The 16,987-nt window shown below is 65.5% G+C and carries 18 protein-coding genes; 3 read left to right on the top strand and 15 right to left on the bottom strand.

Annotated elements, in window-relative coordinates:
* Positions 1-50: 50 nt before the first annotated feature.
* From LG047_RS16570 to LG047_RS16620, 11 genes are all read right to left on the bottom strand, one after another.
* Positions 51-353: a hypothetical protein gene (locus tag LG047_RS16570; RefSeq protein ID WP_227967852.1), complete on the bottom strand. Its 303-nt coding sequence runs from the start codon at positions 351-353 to the stop codon at positions 51-53.
* 4 nt (positions 354-357) lie between these two features.
* Positions 358-2,769, bottom strand: coding sequence for a phenylalanine--tRNA ligase subunit beta (gene pheT / locus LG047_RS16575; RefSeq protein ID WP_227967853.1), 2,412 nt, complete (start codon positions 2,767-2,769; stop codon positions 358-360).
* A gap of 35 nt (positions 2,770-2,804) precedes the next feature.
* Positions 2,805-3,080 carry a DUF2442 domain-containing protein gene (locus LG047_RS16580; RefSeq protein WP_227967854.1) on the bottom strand — a complete coding sequence of 92 codons (276 nt, stop codon included), beginning with the start codon at positions 3,078-3,080 and terminating at the stop codon, positions 2,805-2,807.
* Positions 3,061-3,219 (bottom strand): DUF4160 domain-containing protein, encoded by a 159-nt coding sequence (locus LG047_RS16585; RefSeq protein ID WP_370635060.1) that lies wholly within the window; start codon positions 3,217-3,219, stop codon positions 3,061-3,063. Before LG047_RS16585 ends, LG047_RS16580 begins: the two co-directional genes overlap by 20 nt.
* Before the next feature lie 79 nt (positions 3,220-3,298).
* Positions 3,299-4,378 carry a phenylalanine--tRNA ligase subunit alpha gene (gene pheS, locus LG047_RS16590; RefSeq protein WP_227967862.1) on the bottom strand — a complete coding sequence of 360 codons (1,080 nt, stop codon included), beginning with the start codon at positions 4,376-4,378 and terminating at the stop codon, positions 3,299-3,301.
* A 79-nt stretch (positions 4,379-4,457) separates the two neighbouring features.
* Positions 4,458-6,161, bottom strand: a complete 1,704-nt coding sequence (locus LG047_RS16595) for a hypothetical protein (protein WP_227967865.1) — start codon at positions 6,159-6,161, stop codon at positions 4,458-4,460.
* 88 nt (positions 6,162-6,249) lie between these two features.
* On the bottom strand, positions 6,250-7,242 hold the full coding sequence (locus tag LG047_RS16600) for a bifunctional enoyl-CoA hydratase/phosphate acetyltransferase (protein WP_036286215.1): 993 nt from the start codon (positions 7,240-7,242) through the stop codon (positions 6,250-6,252).
* Positions 7,243-7,255: 13 nt separating this feature from the next.
* Positions 7,256-7,777 (bottom strand): DUF3280 domain-containing protein, encoded by a 522-nt coding sequence (locus LG047_RS16605; RefSeq protein WP_227967866.1) that lies wholly within the window; start codon positions 7,775-7,777, stop codon positions 7,256-7,258.
* Entirely contained in the window at positions 7,774-8,535 is a 762-nt protein-coding gene (locus LG047_RS16610; RefSeq protein ID WP_036286221.1) for a M48 family metallopeptidase, read from the bottom strand. The genes LG047_RS16605 and LG047_RS16610 overlap by 4 nt, the downstream gene beginning before the upstream one ends.
* A gap of 158 nt (positions 8,536-8,693) precedes the next feature.
* Positions 8,694-9,341 carry an SCO family protein gene (locus LG047_RS16615; RefSeq protein ID WP_036286223.1) on the bottom strand — a complete coding sequence of 216 codons (648 nt, stop codon included), beginning with the start codon at positions 9,339-9,341 and terminating at the stop codon, positions 8,694-8,696.
* Between the two features lie 71 nt (positions 9,342-9,412).
* Positions 9,413-9,769 carry a hypothetical protein gene (locus LG047_RS16620; RefSeq protein ID WP_036289252.1) on the bottom strand — a complete coding sequence of 119 codons (357 nt, stop codon included), beginning with the start codon at positions 9,767-9,769 and terminating at the stop codon, positions 9,413-9,415.
* Between the two features lie 152 nt (positions 9,770-9,921).
* Between LG047_RS16620 and LG047_RS16625 the strand changes: the two genes are divergently transcribed.
* Positions 9,922-11,448 (top strand): helicase HerA-like domain-containing protein, encoded by a 1,527-nt coding sequence (locus LG047_RS16625; RefSeq protein ID WP_227967868.1) that lies wholly within the window; start codon positions 9,922-9,924, stop codon positions 11,446-11,448.
* 223 nt (positions 11,449-11,671) lie between these two features.
* Complete coding sequence (gene rpoH / locus LG047_RS16630; protein ID WP_227967870.1) at positions 11,672-12,556, top strand: RNA polymerase sigma factor RpoH; 885 nt, start codon at positions 11,672-11,674, stop codon at positions 12,554-12,556.
* A gap of 7 nt (positions 12,557-12,563) precedes the next feature.
* Here rpoH and LG047_RS16635 read toward each other — a convergent pair whose 3' ends face one another.
* Positions 12,564-13,646 carry a M48 family metallopeptidase gene (locus tag LG047_RS16635; RefSeq protein WP_227967872.1) on the bottom strand — a complete coding sequence of 361 codons (1,083 nt, stop codon included), beginning with the start codon at positions 13,644-13,646 and terminating at the stop codon, positions 12,564-12,566.
* Between the two features lie 112 nt (positions 13,647-13,758).
* Here LG047_RS16635 and LG047_RS16640 point away from each other — a divergent pair, with 112 nt between their 5' ends.
* Positions 13,759-14,445, top strand: coding sequence for an SDR family oxidoreductase (locus LG047_RS16640; protein ID WP_227967874.1), 687 nt, complete (start codon positions 13,759-13,761; stop codon positions 14,443-14,445).
* Positions 14,446-14,523: 78 nt separating this feature from the next.
* Here the strand turns inward: LG047_RS16640 and LG047_RS16645 are convergent, their stop codons facing one another.
* From LG047_RS16645 to LG047_RS16655, 3 genes are read right to left on the bottom strand one after another with little or no spacing between them, the layout of a single operon-like run.
* Positions 14,524-15,282, bottom strand: a complete 759-nt coding sequence (locus tag LG047_RS16645) for an ABC transporter ATP-binding protein (protein ID WP_227967875.1) — start codon at positions 15,280-15,282, stop codon at positions 14,524-14,526.
* Entirely contained in the window at positions 15,224-15,979 is a 756-nt protein-coding gene (locus LG047_RS16650) for an ABC transporter permease (RefSeq protein WP_227967876.1), read from the bottom strand. The genes LG047_RS16645 and LG047_RS16650 overlap by 59 nt, the downstream gene beginning before the upstream one ends.
* Positions 15,976-16,956 carry an ABC transporter substrate-binding protein gene (locus LG047_RS16655; protein ID WP_227967877.1) on the bottom strand — a complete coding sequence of 327 codons (981 nt, stop codon included), beginning with the start codon at positions 16,954-16,956 and terminating at the stop codon, positions 15,976-15,978. The genes LG047_RS16650 and LG047_RS16655 overlap by 4 nt, the downstream gene beginning before the upstream one ends.
* Between the last annotated feature and the right edge of the window lie 31 nt (positions 16,957-16,987).

The raw sequence follows: 16,987 nt of genomic DNA on the forward strand, positions 1-16,987 counted from the left end.
GCAGACTTATCACGAGAATACGCAGTGCGCGCAAGAGTTGTAGACAGGACTCACCGCCGGCCCGGCGTAAACTCCATGCGCACGCGGCCGCCGCGGCCGTATGAGACGGCGGACCGATAGCCGAAACCTCCGCCGCGATGGGCCGAGGCGGCTTTGCGTTTGCCCTTCTGGCCCTCGCTGGCGACGCCCGGATAGGTTTTGCCGCGCTGGCCGCGCGTCGGGCCGAAAGAGGCGAGACACAGGTTGTAGGCGTCCGCCTCCTTGATCGCCTCGCAATCGTCTATCGTCCGCGGCGCCGCGCCCGCAGGCGCGGTGAGGAGTATGACGGCGAGGAGCGGAAGAAGCCTGCGCATGTCCTCACCTCAGCGTCGCGCCGGTCTTCCTGCCGGCCTCGGCGACGATCTTCTGAGCCACGGCCTCGATCTCCGCGTCGGTCAGCGTCTTCTCGCGGGGCTGAAGCGTCACGGCGACGCCGACTGATTTCTTGCCCTCCGGCACCCCGACGCCTTCGTAAATGTCGAAGACGCTGACGCTGGTGATGAGCGCCTTGTCGGCGCCCGCGACGGCCTTGACGAGATCGCCGGCCGGAGCCGCGCGATCGACGATGAAGGCGAAGTCGCGCGAGAGCGGCTGGAGGTCGGAGAGCTCCAGCTTCGGTTTGATCTTCGTGGGCTTCGCCTTGGGCGCGGGCAGCATGTCGAGAATGATCTCGAAGGCCGCGATCGGCCCCTCGACATCGAGCGCCTTCAACGCGCGCGGGTGCAATTCGCCGAAGTAGCCGACGACGGCCTTCGGCCCGAATTGCAGCGTCGCCGAGCGGCCGGGATGAAACCAGGCCGGACCTCCGGGAACGACCTGCAAGCCGCCGGTTACCACGCCGAGCGTTTGCAGCAGCGCCATGACGTCAGCCTTGGCGTCGAAAGCGCCGGCGCGCTGGGCCGCGCCCGACCAGTGACGGCCGGCGCCGGATAGCCCGCGGCGAATGCCGGCGGCGGCGAGTCGCTGGCCTTTCTCGCTCGCATCGACGAAAATCTGACCGACTTCGAAGAGGTTCTGGTCGCCGAGTCCGCGCGCGGCGTTGCGATTGGCGGCGGCGACGAGGCCCGGCAGCAGGCTCGGGCGCATGTCGGAGAGGTCGCTCGCGATGGGGTTCGCGAGCTTCAGTCCCGCCGAACCGCCGCCGAAGGCCTCGGCCTGCTCACTCGAGATGAACGACCAGGTGACGGCCTCGACGAGACCCTGTGCGGCGAGCGTGCGGCGGGCGTTCCGGGCGCGCTTCTGCATCAGCGTCAGAACCGCGGGCGCGACGCCTTCCGCGCGCGGGAGCGGCGTCGATGGCACATTGTCGACGCCGAGAATGCGGACGATCTCCTCGACGATGTCGGCCTTGCCCTCGATGTCGGGCCGCCACGTGGGCGCGGTGACTTTCGCGCTCTCGGTTCCGGTCTTTTCGACCGTGAAGCCCAGGCGTTCGAGGATCGCGGTCGCGTCGGCCTGCGTCACGTCGACGCCAGCAAGCCGTTGCGTCTCGCTCCATGGAAACTGCACGACGCGCGCTTCGCGCGGCACGGCGCCGGCGATGACGAGTTCCGACGGCTCGCCGCCGCACATGTCGAGCACGAGTTGCGTCGCGAGTTCTACGCCCGGAAGCGCGAAGGCCGGATCGACGCCGCGTTCGAAGCGATAGCGCGCGTCGGTGACGATCCCGAGCTTGCGGCCCGTATGCGCGATGTTCTGCGGGTCCCAAAGCGCCGTTTCGATCAGCACGTCGGTCGTGTCGTCGTTACAGCCCGAGACCTCGCCGCCCATCACGCCCGCGATGGATTCGACGCCATTGTCGTCGCAGATGACGACCATTGTTTCGTCGAGTTCATGCGTCTTGCCGTCGAGCGCGAGCAGCGTTTCGCCCTTCCTCGCGCGGCGAACGACGAGATTGCCCTTCACTTTCTCGGCGTCGAACACATGCAGCGGACGCGCGCGGTCGAAAGTGAGGAAATTGGTGATGTCCACGAGGGCGTTGATGGGGCGCAGCCCGATCTCGCGCAGGCGGCGTTGCAGCCAGGCGGGGCTCGGGCCGTTCTTGACGCCGCGCACGAGACGCAGGCCGAAGAAGGGCGCGAGATGCTTTTCGTCCGCCGCGAAATCGAGCGTCACGCCGACAGGGCAGGGGAATTTGCCCTCGACGGGAAGAATGTCCCTCTGCTTCAGCACGCCGAGACCCGCCGCGGCGAGATCGCGCGCGACGCCATAGACGCCCGCGGCGTCGGGACGGTTCGGCGTGAGATTGATCTCGATCACCGGATCGTCGAGGCCCGCCCATTGCGCGTAAGTCTCGCCGACGGGCGTGTCCTCGGGAAGCTCGATGATGCCGTCGCTCTCCGTCGCAAGCTCCAGCTCCTCGAAGGAGCACATCATGCCCAGCGACTCGACGCCGCGGATGACGCCCTTGCCGAGAGTGATCTTCTTGCCGGGGATATAGGTTCCCGGCGCGGAAAACACGCTTTTCAGACCCGTGCGCGCGTTGGGCGCGCCGCAGACGACCTGCACGAGGTCGCCCGCGCCCGTATCGACCTTGCAGACGCGAAGGCGATCGGCGTTCGGGTGCTGCGTCGCTTCGACGATCTGCGCGATCTTGAAGTCTTTGAGCTGCGCGGCGGGATCGTGCACATGCTCGACTTCGAGGCCGATGCGCGTGAGCGTCTCGACGATCTCGGCGAGCGTGGCGGATGTATCGAGATGCTCTTTGAGCCAGGAGAGGGTGAGTTTCATTCTTGTCTTTGGTGCTCGACGGGTAGTGAAAAACCTCAGGCGGCTCGTCCGGGCGGAACGGCTCCGGGAGCTTTTTGTCCGCGCAGCATGCTCGCGATGCTGATGTCTTCGTCAATTTCCGGCCAATGCATTCCCATCGGCGTGAGTTCGACGACGCTTCGCTTATCCTCGGAGGCCATTGCGAGGCGCGGATACCACCACAACGGCGCCCTCAGGACTCGTCCGTCCGCCAGCGTCACATTCAGGAAGGATTCGTCGCAGGAGGCTTCCACCGGACGGCTGTCTTCGACCTCAATCTTCAAAGTGGTCATGCCACGCCTCCAGAAAGTTTTCGCGTTCGTCGCGCGCTTTCCTGATGATCTCGTTCAGTTCTTTGGCGGAGAAACCCATATTGATCGCCAGGCTGACGTCCGCGAGCCAGATTTTTGCTTCGTGGCCGTCCTTTGTCACATGGATATGCGCCGGCTCCCAACCGTCTGCCGAATAGAAAAAGAAGCGATATCCTTTCCATCTCAGCACTGTCGGCATTTCAACCGCTCAACCCGCCCGCCAGCGTCGGGAAGTCCAGCGGCCGGAAACCATAATGCTCCAGCCAGCGCGTGTCGGCGTCGAAAAAGGCGCGCAGATCCGACATGCCGTATTTCAGCATGGCGAGGCGGTCGATGCCGACGCCGAAGGCGAAGCCCTGATAGACGTCCGGATCATGCCCGCAATTGCGCAGCACATTGGGATGCACCATGCCGCAGCCGAGAATCTCCATCCAGTCCTCGCCCTCGCCGAAGCGGATTTCGCCGCCCTGGCGCCGGCACTGGACGTCGACTTCCATCGACGGTTCGGTGAAGGGAAAGAAGGACGGGCGCATGCGCAGCTTGACGCCCTTCACCTCGAAGAAGCTCTTGAGAAACTCCTCCAGCACCCATTTCAGATGGCCCATATGCGTCGACTGGTCGATGACCAGTCCCTCGATCTGATGGAACATCGGCGTATGGGTCTGGTCGAAGTCGCAACGATAGACGCGACCGGGGCAGATCACGCGAATGGGCGGCTTCTGACCGAGCATCGTGCGCACCTGCACGGGGCTCGTGTGGGTGCGCAACAGCTTCTTCTCGCCCGCTTCGGGGGAGAGGAAGAAAGTGTCCTGCATCTCGCGGGCCGGATGGCCCTCGGGGAAGTTCAGCCTGGTGAAATTATAGTCGTCGCTCTCGATGTCGGGCCCCTCGGCGACGGCGAAGCCCATGTCGGCGAAGATGACGGAGAGTTCGTCCATCACCTGTGAAATCGGATGAATGCGGCCGCGCTCCTGCGGGCTGGCCGCCGCGGGGAGCGTCACGTCGAGCGTCTCGGCCTTCAGCCGCGCCTCCAGCGCCGCTTCCGCCAGCGCCTCGCGCCTTGCGGCGAGCGCCTCGGTCGCCTTGTCCTTCAGCGCGTTGATCTTTGCGCCTTCGGTCTTGCGCTCCTCGGGCGACATTTTGCCCAGCGTGGCGAGAAGCGCGGAGATTGCGCCCTTCTTGCCGAGCGCGGCGAGGCGCACGGATTCGAGGGCGGCCTCGTCGGCGGCCTCGTTGATCTGGCGCAGCGTATCCTGTTCGAGTTGTGCGATGTCCGTCATTTCCGGCCGCTTTTTCGGGGTGTCGGCCGGGGTTCTGCCACGCGCGGGGCTTTCTGTCGAGAAGCGCCGCCGCGGGGCGCTATTCCGCGGCGGCCTCCCAGCCGTTGCGGGTCCGAATGAGGCTCGCGGCCATGATCCTCGGCGGTTTGCCGTCGCCAGCCCAGGCCTCGGTCATGCAATTGTTCGGGCCGGTCGCCGTCCGGCCCTTGCCGGCGAGAACGGCCTCGCGCCATGTCTTGTCCCGTGCTGGGGCCGCCAGGTCGTTGGCGCGTAAAAAATCCGCCTCGCCGAATTTCAGGAGCGTCAGAAAAAGCGCCTCCTGCCGCTGGCCGCGTCTTCGCTTCTTGCCGTCCAGCGGGTATCGCGCCTTCATCTCGGAGACGAGGTCTGCGTCGGCCGAGCCGATCCGGCACAGGGCGAGAACGGGGAGGCCGTCATATGGTTCTTCGACCCGCCGCTCCAGAAATTCGGCCTTGTAAAAGGCCAGCGTCTGCGGCCCGGCGTCCGCGGCGCGAAGATAGAGCGCCGCGTGATCGGCCCAGAAGCGCGGGCGCTGCGCAAGCGCGAACATGCGCTCGGCGACGGCGGCGAAGCTTTCGGGGGAAAGCGCCGCGAGCGCCGCCGCGAGCGGCCGCGCCTCAGGGCTGCGGCGGAGGCGCCGGTCCCTGCTTCCCGGCGGCGGCTCGACGGCGGCGGACTCCAGTTCGACGAAACGCTGCGCCATCCGCTCGGCGTAGGGTTCGAGCCGCTTCGGGTTCTGCGCCAGCGCCCAGCCGAGATTGCCGGGCCGTTCGACCCTGCCGCCGGAAAGGATTGTCTCCAGCTCGGCGAAGTCCTGATTCTCGACGCTGGCGCGCTCGCGCTCGACCGCCTGCAATATATCGGCGTTTTGCGGGTAACCCCGAAAACCCTTCAGCGCCCCCGGCGGATATTTCCGGATCCCGAGCATGACGGCGACGGGCGTGTCGTAAACGGCTCGGTCGACGCCCTCGGGCGTTCCGTCGATCTCGAGACGCGCGCTCATGAACGCCGCATCGCATTGCCACTTGGGGACGGCCGAGTTGAGCGCGCAACCTGCGTATATCCACGGGAAGGCAGGAAGGCGCATGATTGATCCGGTGCGGAACGATCCGAGCGTCTTCCCATCCGCCATGATGGTCGTCGTGCGGATGTTGACTCCCGGCTTCATGCGCCCGTCGTTCGGTTCGGGCGAAACCGTGACGGAAATCACGCGACCCGGCGGCGCCTCGGGTAGAACGAGCTGGCAGGCGTCTTTCACGAAAACCCTGTAGGGTTGAACGCCCAAGGTCTGAATTCGCCGTCGCGTGTCTTTTCGCACCGCGTCGCATTGGTCGCGCGGGATCAGGCGGGACGCCGCATAGCCCTGCGGCTCGAGATATTTGCTCTCCTCATAGGCTACTGGAATCTCATGCGTGCTGACGAAGGCGCCGGCGCCCGTCATGACGAGCGAGTCGACGTCGGGATCGAAGGTGAGGACGCGTCCGGGATTGGTCGACGCAAGCTCCGTCGCCGCGTGGGCGATTTCGCGCTGTTGCATGAAACAGGCAAGGTAATAGCCGCCATAAAAGAGGGCGGGGACGATCAGCAGCATGGGCGTCGCGCGCCGCAGAGCCACGTCCAGCGCCATGAAGACCAGGACAACGTGGACGACGACGCCGGTAATCAGCCCGCCGCCGATTATCATAAGGAAAACGCCCGTGTAAGGGAAAAGCTGCAGCGCGATGAGCGCGAGCAGGACATTGAGTGGTTTGAGAAAGAGCACGCCGCGCACGTCCTGTCTGTAGACGGCGGCATTGCGACAGATTGCCGTTAAGGTCAGGTTTAGCGGGCGGAGTGGACGGCGATCGTCGTTAAAGCGGCTCGCGCTTGCGATGCGTGAAAAGCTGCGCCAGCGCCGACGAGGCCACGCGCGAGTCGACGTCGTCGGCGCGGCTCGTCAGGACGATCGGCACGCGGGCGCCGAGCACGAGACCGGCTGTGTCGGCGCCGGCGAGAAACACGAGCTGCTTCGCAAGAATGTTCCCGGCCTCGAGGTCAGGGGCGACGAGAATGTCGGGGTCGCCGGCCACCTCGGACTCGATGTGCTTCTGTTCGGCGGCGGCGCGCGAGATCGCATTGTCGAAGGCGAGTGGCCCGTCGAGAATGGCGCCGGCGATCTGGCCGCGGTCGGCCATCTTGCATAAAGCGGCGGCTTCGATCGTCGAAGGGATTTTGCCCTCCACCGTCTCCACCGCCGAGAGCAGCGCCACCTTGGGCCGGGCGATGCCGATGGCGCGGGCCAGGTCGATGGCGTTGCGCACGATGTCGCGCTTGATGTCGAGCGTCGGCGCAATGTTGATCGCGGCGTCGGTGACGAGCAGCAGCTTGTGATAGGTCGGCGCGTCGATGACGAAGACATGGCTGATGCGCCGGTCCGTGCGCAGGCCCGTGCCGTCGCGCACGACGGCGCTCATAAGCTCGTCCGTATGCAGCGCGCCCTTCATCAGCGCATGCAGCTTGCCGCGGCGCACGAGCTCCACGGCCTGATCGGCGGCGGCGTGGCTGTGCGGCGCCTCGACGATGTCGACTCCTTCGAGCGAGAGGCGGGCGGCCTGCGCCGTCGCCTCGATCCTGGCGCGCGGACCCACGAGGGTCGGAACCATCAGCCCCTTGTCCCGGGCGGCGAGCGCGCCTTCGAGCGAGGGCTGGTCGCACGGGTGAACGACGCCCATGCGGATCGGGGGCATGGATTGCGCACGCTGGATCAACTGCTCCAGCAGCGCGCCGCGCTCCCGCGCCGGCGCCGCGCCGCTCCACGGCGGGTGTGGCGTTCCCAATGGATCGCAGCCGACTTTCTCGCTCATGGACGCCACCGTTTCAGATCGCGGGATCGCGCGCAATGCGCTCCACGAAAAATTTCGAAGCGCGGGCCCAGGACTGATCCGTGTCGCCGCGGAAATCGAAGCCCTGATGGTAGATCAGCTCGCCCGTCGAAACGCGCGCGATCGAAACGCCCATGCTGAGAATGAGCGTGCTGACCTTGTTGACGACGCCCGTTAGCACGAGGTCAGCGCCGGCCTTTTTCGCAAGCGTCAGCTCGCAGCCGTTGCAGGTGCGGATGTAGGTCTGACCGAGTATTTCGGCGAGATCCTTCTCGATGCTCGCGCGATCGACGACGACATAGGTTTGGCGCGCGGCGAGGCCGGCGGCGATTTCATCGCGCACGCTCGCCAGCCGCCGCGCATGGTCGGCGCGCTGGTCGATCGGTTCGTTCGATGTGTCGATGATCTCGAAGTCGAGCACGAGAAGGCGCTTGCCGGTCTTCGGTCCCGTCTGCGCATGCGCCGCGAGGGGAAACAGCGCTGCGCCCACGATGAATTGGCGACGATCGAGCGTCATTCCTTCGCTCCGTATTTGTGGAGATGCGCGCCATGCGCGGAGAGCCATGCTTCGGCGCGATCAGTCTCCGGGCAGAGTTTGCGGGCCAGCGCCCAGAAGCGCGACGAGTGATCGAGATGGACGAGATGCGCCACCTCATGCGCCGCCAAATAATCCAGCACGAAAGACGGCGCCATGATCAGGCGCCACGAAAAATTCAGCGAACCCGCAGCCGAGCAGGAGCCCCAGCGGCTCACGGGATCGCGCAAACCAACGCCTCGCGGCGCGAGGCCCAAAGATTGCGTGTGGCGGGCGACGGCGTCTTCGAGGTCGCGGCGCGCCTCACGCTTGAAATGATCCTGCACGCGGCGATGCATGTGTTCGGCGCGGCCGGCGACGCAGAGAGCGAAACGCGTCTCGACGTCGTCGCGTTCTTCGATCCAGACTGTGCCGCGCCGTTCGGGTAGATGAATAAGCGCGTGGTCGACGCCGCGCAGCGGAATGATGGAGCCATGCGCGAAGGGAATCCGCGCCGGCAGGCGATTTAGTCGCGCCGCGATCCATGCCGCGTGACGTTCGGCGAAGGCGCGCGCGTCGCGCAGCGAGGCGCGTTGCGGCATGGTGAGAACGGCGTCTCGAGCAGCGAATCGCACGCGCAGGGTAAAGCGCCGCGCCGTCGGCGCCCGGCGCAGGGCCACGACGATCGTCTCGCCGTCGTGTGTCAGTGTGATGAGGGACGAAGCGTCGCGCGCAGGTCCGTCACGCAGTAGTCGAAGCATGTTCCTATGCTAGCGAAAGCCGTCGCGAGTCGCGAGTTGTAAAAACCACACGGCGCCGAAAAACATGTTTCGCGGAACGGCGTCGGCCGCGATCGATCTCCCTTGATATATCATCGTGCGTTCCGGCGCAAAACCGCATAGAATCTTCTGACCGCGGCCTATAGATATTTCGACAGATCGCGCGCGGCGTCCGCCGGCTTGCGCCCGACGTTGAAGGCGCTCACGAAGCGTCCTTCCTTGTCCATCAGATAGACAACTGTGGTATGGTCGACGGAGTAATCCTCGTCCTTGCCGGGCGCGCGCTTGGAATAGATCCGATATTCGCGCAGCATCGGATCGAGCTGGGCGTGCGGGCCGGTGAGGCCGATGATGCGAGGATCGAAATTCGACAGATAATCCTTGAGGACCTCCGGCGTGTCGCGTTCCGGATCGACGGTCACGAACAATGCGCCAACCTTGGCGTCCGGCCCCATCGCGCGCAGGATCTCGGACATCTCGAAGAGCGTGGTGTGGCAGATGTCCGGACAATGCGTGTAGCCGAAAAACACGAGGAAAGGCCGGCCGAGCAGGTCACGTTCGCTCACCTGCTGCCCGTTGTGCGCGGTGAGCTGGAAGGGTCCGCCGATGGACGAAGGCGGCGGCGCGGCGGGCTTGTTGCTCGTGAAGGCCACGAAGGCGGCGAAGATCAACGCGAAGACCGCGCCGGCGCCGATCAGCAGATTTTTCGAGACGCTGGGACCGTTTGGCGCTCCCTTGCCGTTGCGCTTGCCAGCTTTCCCGTTGCTCTTCGACCCGACCTTGGACATTCGTGCGTTTCCTGCGTTTCCGGGCGGCGGCGTCTTGGGGCCGCTTCGCTGGTTTTCGTGTAGTTAGGAGATCAGTCGACGAGGACGATATGCGCGTCGTTGCATAGGTCAATGTCGCCGGAATCTTTCAGATCCTCGAACGCCCATCTTGCCTCGAACATGCAGCCTTTCGCTCCGTTGAGCGGAAATGTGGCGCTGGCGCCGGCGGCAAGCGGCTTGTCGATCTTGCCGACAATCGTTTCGGGCGTCTTGTCCGCCGCGCGCATCACGATCTCGAAATTCAGCAGCGACACGGGACGCTTGTTCTCCAGATTGACCGATGTGGCGGGCCTGGGGGCGGCCGGCTTCGGTTTCGGCGTCGCGCTGGCGGGCGCGCCGCCGAGGGCCAAAGCGCCGGCCGCTCCGACGACCGCCCAACGTAAACTCATGACTGCATTCCCTCTCCTGGCGAACTTAGCCTGCCCCGGCGCGTTCGCCAAGCCGCGGCGCGACGCGCCGGCGGGCGGCATGGATGCGACGCGCGCACGAATAGTGTAGCTTTTCGCGTTCCCGTGATTCCTTTCAGGAAAGCGCCGACGCCATGAGCGACAGCCCCAACGCCGTTCCCGGAAAAATCCTCGTCGGCGCCACGGCAGACGGGCCGAAGGGCCGCGCCTACCGCTATCTCACCCTCGCGCTCGGCAACCGGCACGGACTGATTTCCGGCGCCACCGGCGGCGGCAAGACCGTTTCGCTGCAACTGCTCGCCGAAGGTTTCTCCAACGCGGGGACCTCGGTGTTCCTCGCGGACGTAAAGGGCGACCTCGCGGGCCTTTCTCAGCCCGGCGACGGCAAGCCGGCCTTCGTGAAGCGCGCGGAGGAGATCGGCCTTCCCTATGCGCCGGACCGATTCCCCGTCGTCTTCTGGGACATTTTCGGCGAGCAGGGTCATACCGTGCGCGCCACGATTTCGGAGATGGGGCCGCTGCTGCTCGCGCGCCTGCTCAATCTCAACGATACGCAAGAGGGCGTGCTCAATATCGTCTTCAAGGTTGCGGACGAGCAGGGGCTGCTGCTGCTCGATCTGAAGGATTTGCGCGCGGCCCTGACTCATGTCGGCGACAACGCCGCCGAGATAAAGACGAAATACGGCAATGTCGCGCCGGCGACGATCGGCGCCATCCAGCGCCAGCTTCTCGTGCTGGAGACGCAGGGCGGCGACAAGTTTTTCGGCGAGCCGGCGCTGGAGATCGAAGATTTCATCCGCGCCGATCGCGACGGGCGCGGGGCGGTCAACATTCTCGCCGCCGACAAGCTCATGCAGTCGCCGAGGTTATACGCGACCTTCCTGCTGTGGCTGTTGTCGGAGCTGTTCGAGAAGCTCCCCGAGGTCGGCGATCTCGACAAGCCGAAGCTCGCCTTTTTCTTCGACGAGGCGCATCTCCTGTTCGATGACGCGCCGAAAGCCTTGCTGACGGCGATCGAGCAGGTCGTGCGGCTCATCCGCTCCAAGGGCGTCGGCGTCTATTTCGTCACGCAGAATCCGCTCGACGTGCCGGATACGGTGCTCGGCCAGCTTGGCAATCGAATCCAGCACGCGCTGCGCGCCTTCACGCCCCGGGATCAGAAGGCGGTGCGCGCAGCGGCGGAGACTTTCCGTCAGAATCCCGCTTTCGACACCGCGGACGCCATCATGCATCTGGGCGTCGGCGAGGCGCTGGTTTCCATGCTCGGCGCCAAGGGCGCGCCCGAGGTGGTGGACCGCGTGCTGATCGCGCCTCCGGCCGCCCGCGTCGGGCCGATCACGCCGCAGGAGCGCGCCGCAGTAATGTCGACGAGCTGGGTCTCCGGCAAATATGACACGATGATCGACCGCGAGTCGGCCTTCGAGATGCTGCGGGCGCGCGCTGAAACGGCCGCCGCCGGCGGCGGGGCGGCGGAAGGCGGCGGAGGACTGATCGGCGCGATCGGCGGCGTCCTTGGGACCATCTTCGGCAAGGCGGACAGGAAGCGCATGTCTCCGGCGGAACTCGCCGCCCGCGCCGCGATCCAGTCGGCGGCGCGCTCGGCCGGAACGCAGATCGCCAGGCAGATCCTGCGCGGCGTTCTCGGAGGGATCAGCAAATAGGGGGCGTTTAAAGGGCGGCCAGCGGTTCAGTTTACGTTTCCAGCGCCTTGTCGAGGCTATTCTTTATTACGGAATCTTAATCCAGACTTTAGCCTCCCGTCACGCAATGGTCATTTTCCCGCCAGTCCCAGTCGGCCTATAATACACTCGTTGCGGTCGGCGATCGTGCGACCGCCCATCGCGGGCTTGCCGGCCTCCGGGAGCCCGTCAGGAGGGACGAGATATGGCGAATTTGCCCGTTATCGCGGAAGGCGGCCTGGCCCGTTACCTCGCCGAGATTCGTCGTTTCCCAATGCTGGAGCCCCAGCAGGAATATATGCTCGCCAAGCGCTGGCGCGAGCACGAAGACCCCAAGGCCGCGCAGGAGCTGGTGACGTCGCATCTTCGCCTCGTCGCCAAGATAGCCATGGGCTATCGCGGCTACGGCCTGCCGATCGGCGAGATCATCTCCGAGGGCAACGTCGGCCTCATGCAGGCCGTCAAGCGCTTCGAACCGGACCGCGGCTTTCGCCTCGCCACCTATGCGATGTGGTGGATCCGCGCGTCGATTCAAGAATATATCCTGCGCTCCTGGTCGCTCGTGAAAATGGGCACCACCGCGAGCCAGAAGAAGCTGTTCTTCAACCTGCGCAAGGCCAAGAGCCGCATCTCCGCCTTCGAGGAAGGCGACATGCGGCCGGAGAATGTCGAAAAGATCGCGACCCGCCTCGGCGTTTCGCAGCAGGACGTGATCGAGATGAACCGCCGCATGGGCGGCGACGCCTCGCTCAATGCGCCGCTGCGCGAGGAAGGCGAGGGCGAGTGGCAGGACTGGCTCGTCGACGACAGCGACGATCAGGAGCGGATTCTCGTCGCGCAGGAGGAAAACAGCAATCGTCTGAAGGCTCTTCGCGGCGCCCTCGACGTCCTCAACCCGCGCGAGCGCCGCATCTTCGAGGCGCGCCGCCTCGCTGACGATCCCGTGACGCTGGAGCAGCTCTCGGAGGAGTTTGGCGTTTCGCGCGAGCGCGTCCGGCAGATCGAGGTCCGCGCCTTCGAGAAGGTGCAGGCGGCGGTGCGCAGCGGCGTCGCCCGCATCGAGGCGGCGCATCACGCGCCGGCGGCGTGAGCCTGCGTCAATCGCAGATGGACTGAAGCGCCTTCCACTCCTCGTCGCTCAAGAGCGGCGGGGACTTTGCGCCTTTATCCGCTGCGCCCAGCTTGGCGAGCCGGTCCTCGCTCATCGGGTGGTCATTCAGGACCGAGAGCAGATCGTCTTTCTCCTTGCCGGTGATGCGTAGCAGCAACTCGCCCATGGGCCTTGTCGGCCGCCCGAGCCGCGCCAGCGTCTGTGCGGCGAAGTCGTCGGCCTGCGCCTCGGTTTCGCGCGAATGGGCGGCGTAGAGCAGCGTCCTGCTGATGACGATCATTGCTCCGCCGCCGGTGACGTCGCCGAAGATCATGCCAACGAGCAGCGCCGTCCCGCCCGTCGCGATGATTCGGCGCAGATGGTCGCGGTGCTCCAGATGGCCCAGCTCATGCGCGAGCACGCCGAGAACCTCGTCCTGTGACCGCGCTTTCGAGAGCAGGCCCGACAGCAGATAGACCTTGCCGCCCGGCAGCGCGAAGGCGTTGGGGATCTTCGAGGAGATCACCTCGATCGTCGCCGGCAGCCGCAGATGCGCGCCTTCCTGCAAACGCTGCGAGAATTTCTTCAGCGCCGCAGCGCCTTTCGGCCCCGCGCAGGTCTCGCCGGAAAATGTCGCCCGGACCTGCGCGTCCGCGCCTTCGCCGATCTTCTTTTCCCATTCGAGCGGGATGAGCGGGGCGATGACGCCCGCCATGCGCGGCACGCCGCCCCAAAGGAAGGCGCCGAACAGCGCCGTCGCGGCAAGCGCAATAACGAGACGTTTGCTGGCGTCGCGGGAAACGCGCGGCTGTTCGCCAGCGAGCAGCAGGCAACGCCTCGCGATCTCGCTTTGCGTCCTGGCGTCGTCGGTTTCGAGCCATGCGCCCCTCGGCGCGCCCACCGCGCGCAGCCGCATGAGCCCGCCCGGCGAGGGAATGCGCCTTATGTCTGCATAGGGCCAGGCGACGATGAAGACGCCATTTTCGACGATCTCGAGCGCCGGGCCGAAGATGAGCGCGACCGCGCGCCGCTTATCGACATAGCCGTCGAAATAACAGGCTTTCGCCGGTTGAGCATCCTGCGGCGACATTCGGCTCCCCCATTGCGGCTGCGGCGCCGCTTGCGCTTCTCACGCTATCATCGGACAAGGCAAACACAAGTCGCCGCGCTATATGGCGAAGGATGGCACTGGAGAAATTGCAATGTCCCATTGGCTCATCGCCGGCGCAAGCCGCGGCATCGGATTGGAGCTTGCGCGCCAGCTCGCGCAGCGCGGCGAACATGTGACCGCGAGTCTGCGCAGCGAGGCCGCGCGCGAGACGCTCGCCGCCGCGCTCGCTCCGGCCGGCAAAGCGCAAATCGTCAGTTTCGACACGCGCGATGAAGCCGCGTTGTGCGCCGCCGCAGCGTCGATCATCGAGCCAGTCGACGTGCTGATCGCCAACGCTGGCGCCTATGGGCCGCAACGCCAGTCGACGCTCGACACGGATTTCGACGGCGTGCTCGAACTTCTGTCCACCAATACGCTCGGGCCGCTGCGCGTCGCGCAGGCGTTTCTTCCGCTCCTGCGACGAAGCAAGCATCCGCGCATCGTCATCATGTCGAGCGTGCTCGGCTCGATGGCCCTGCAGGGCACGTTCAACATCGGCTATCGCGCGTCGAAGGCCGGGCTGAACAAGATAACGCAATGTCTCGCGGAGGATCTGAAGCCGGAGGGGATCGCCGTCATCTCGATGCATCCAGGCTGGGTGCGCACGGACATGGGCGGTCCAGACGCGCCGCTCGACGTGACCGAAAGCGCGGAGGGGATCATTGGCGTCGCGGCGGCGCTGACGCTCGCGGAAACGGGCCGTTTCGTCGATTATCGCGGCGAGGAAATCGAGTGGTGAGCGAAATTTTCCTGCCCGCAGGTCGCCGTCGCGGAAAAGCTGCGGCTGTCCGGGCAGGATAAACGGCCGCGATAATTTTCACTGGCTTTCGTGACGTTTACGAGACGCGATCAGCGCCGCATGGGCTTGCGTCTCCAGAGAATCCGCAATCTCTTTCGTGAGGCGCTTTCGCGGCGCGGCGACGTCGAGCGTCGCGACGACATGCGCGGGGCGCGGCGACAGCAGGAAAATCCGGTCAGCGAGAGCGATCGCTTCGCGCAGGTCGTGCGTGACGATCAATGTCGTGATGTGTTTCTCGTCTACGAGCGCGGCGATCTTGTCGCGCAGCTCGCGGGCGAGCGCGACGTCGAGCGAGACGAGCGGCTCGTCGAGCAACAGAAGGTCCGGCTTCACGGCAAGCGCGCGCGCCAGCGCCACGCGGCGCGCGAGACCGAGCGAGAGTTCGCCCGGAAAATGCGCCGCATGTTCCGACAGGGATAGTTCTTCGAGCAGCGTTGCAATCTCTTCCTCGCTCGCCTGCGGGGCGGCGATGCGAAGATTGTCGGCGACGCTGCGCCAGGGCAGGAGGCGCGGCTCCTGAAACGCCATGCCGAGGCGTCCATGCGCGGGGAGTTCGATATGTCCGGTGAAATCGCGATCCAATCCCGCGATCAGGCGCAGCAGGGTCGTCTTGCCGCAGCCCGAGGGCCCAACGACCGCGCCCGCCTGACCGATCGGCAGATTGAGCCGCAGGTCTTCGAGCGCTCGCACAGGCCGGCCATTTGCGGCGTGATGATCCTTATGCGCGATAGCGACGTCGAGCGACGCCGCGCCGCCATCGGGTGACGCGTCTTTCAAGGGGCTGCACCAGTAATGTTTCGACGCCGAGCATCAGCGCCACGAAAGGTAGGGCGTAAGCGAGCAGCAGCTTCATGTCGAAAAGCTGGAACGCCATGTTGATCTCGAAACCGACGCCATTGGAGCGGCCGAGAAGCTCGACGACCAGCACGACCTTCCACACCAGCGAAAGGCCGGAGCGCGTCGCCGCCGCGAGATAGGGCGCGAGCTGCGGCAACACGAGATGGCGAAATCGCGTCGCGCGCGAGAAATGAAAGGCCTGCGCCATTTCCTCCAGTTGCGGATCGAGCGCGCGGGCGCCTTCCCGCACCACGACGACGGCGTTCGGCAGCTTGTTGAGCGCGACGGCGCCGATGGCCGCGACCTCCGTCAGCCCCGCCCACACATAGGCAAGCACGATGACGACGAGCGCGGGAAGATTGAGCAGCGCGACGAGCCAGGGATCGAGAAGCCGGTCGGCGAGCCTGTTGCGGCCCATGAGATAGCCAATCGCTGCGCCCAGACTCATGGCGAGCGCAAATGACGCGATGACGCGCGCGAGCGTAATGGCGAGATTGGATAAGAGCGCGCCGGAACGCGCCTCTTCGTAAATTGCCTCGAAAACGAGCGACGGCCCGGGCAGGCGGCGGGGATCGGACATCCAGGCGCCGATCTGCCAGACTCCGAGAAGCAGCGCCAGCGAAACGATGCGGATCAATGCGCGCTCTCGCCGCCCTTGTAGAAGACGCCGGCGTCGAGCGTCCTGGCGGGTCCGACGAGCTTCTCGCCGCCGATTTCAGCGAGCGCCTTGTAAAGCGCGGCCGCGTCCGCCTCTTCGTCTTTCACGGCGCGTTTCGGAACGCCGGCGACATAACGCTTGCGATACGCCTCGAGCGTCGCGGCGTCCCTGGGGCCGATGCGTTGCGCGGCGACGGCCCAGGCCTTGTCGTTCGTTGAAATCAGCTCCTTGGCTTTCTTCGTCATCGCAAAGAAGCGCGACAGCGCGTCCCTGTTTTTCGCGGCGAAGGCCTCGTCGAACACATAGCCGGTGATGACCACGTCGCCTTTGGCGCCGAGCGCTTTCTCGACGTCGGCAAGTTCGATGGCGCGAGTAAAGCCCTTCGCTTCGAGATCGGCGGCGAAATTCCAGAACTCCAGCGCCGCGTCGATTTCGCCTTGCTGCGCCTTCTCCGCGATGAGCGGCGGCGCCCCGTAGAGAATGGTCGCGCTCCTGTCGAGATCGACTCCTCTCTTGAGCGCGAAGGCCTTCAGCAAGAGCCAGCTTTTGTCGAGCGGTCCGCCCGCGACGCCCAGCTTCTTTCCGACGAGATCCTTCACGTTCCTGATCGTGGCGTCTTTCGTCATCACCGCGCCGATGGCGGAAGAATAGGGGTAGAAGGTCAGCTTCGCGCCCTGGGCGCGCTCGCGCGACACCCACAGCCAGTCGGAGACGATGACGTCAGCGCTTCCGCCCTGAATCGCGATCTTGCCGGCTTCGGGCGCCGCGAGTTCGGTCACGTCGAGTTCGAGCCCCGCCTCCTTGTCGAGATCGAAGGCCTTGACGACGGCGAGCTCCCAGCCGGTGGTGCCGGTCTTCTGCAGCGCGAGCCGAAGCTTCTCGGCGGCTTGCGTCGGGACCGCGAGGAACATCGTGACGGCGAGGCCGACGGCGGCGAGGGCGAAGGGGCGTCTCATGATCTTTTCCTGCGAAGCGAGAGTTGAAGCT

It is taken from the genome of Methylocystis sp. WRRC1 (genome assembly GCF_020733155.1).
GTDB lineage: Bacteria > Pseudomonadota > Alphaproteobacteria > Rhizobiales > Beijerinckiaceae > Methylocystis.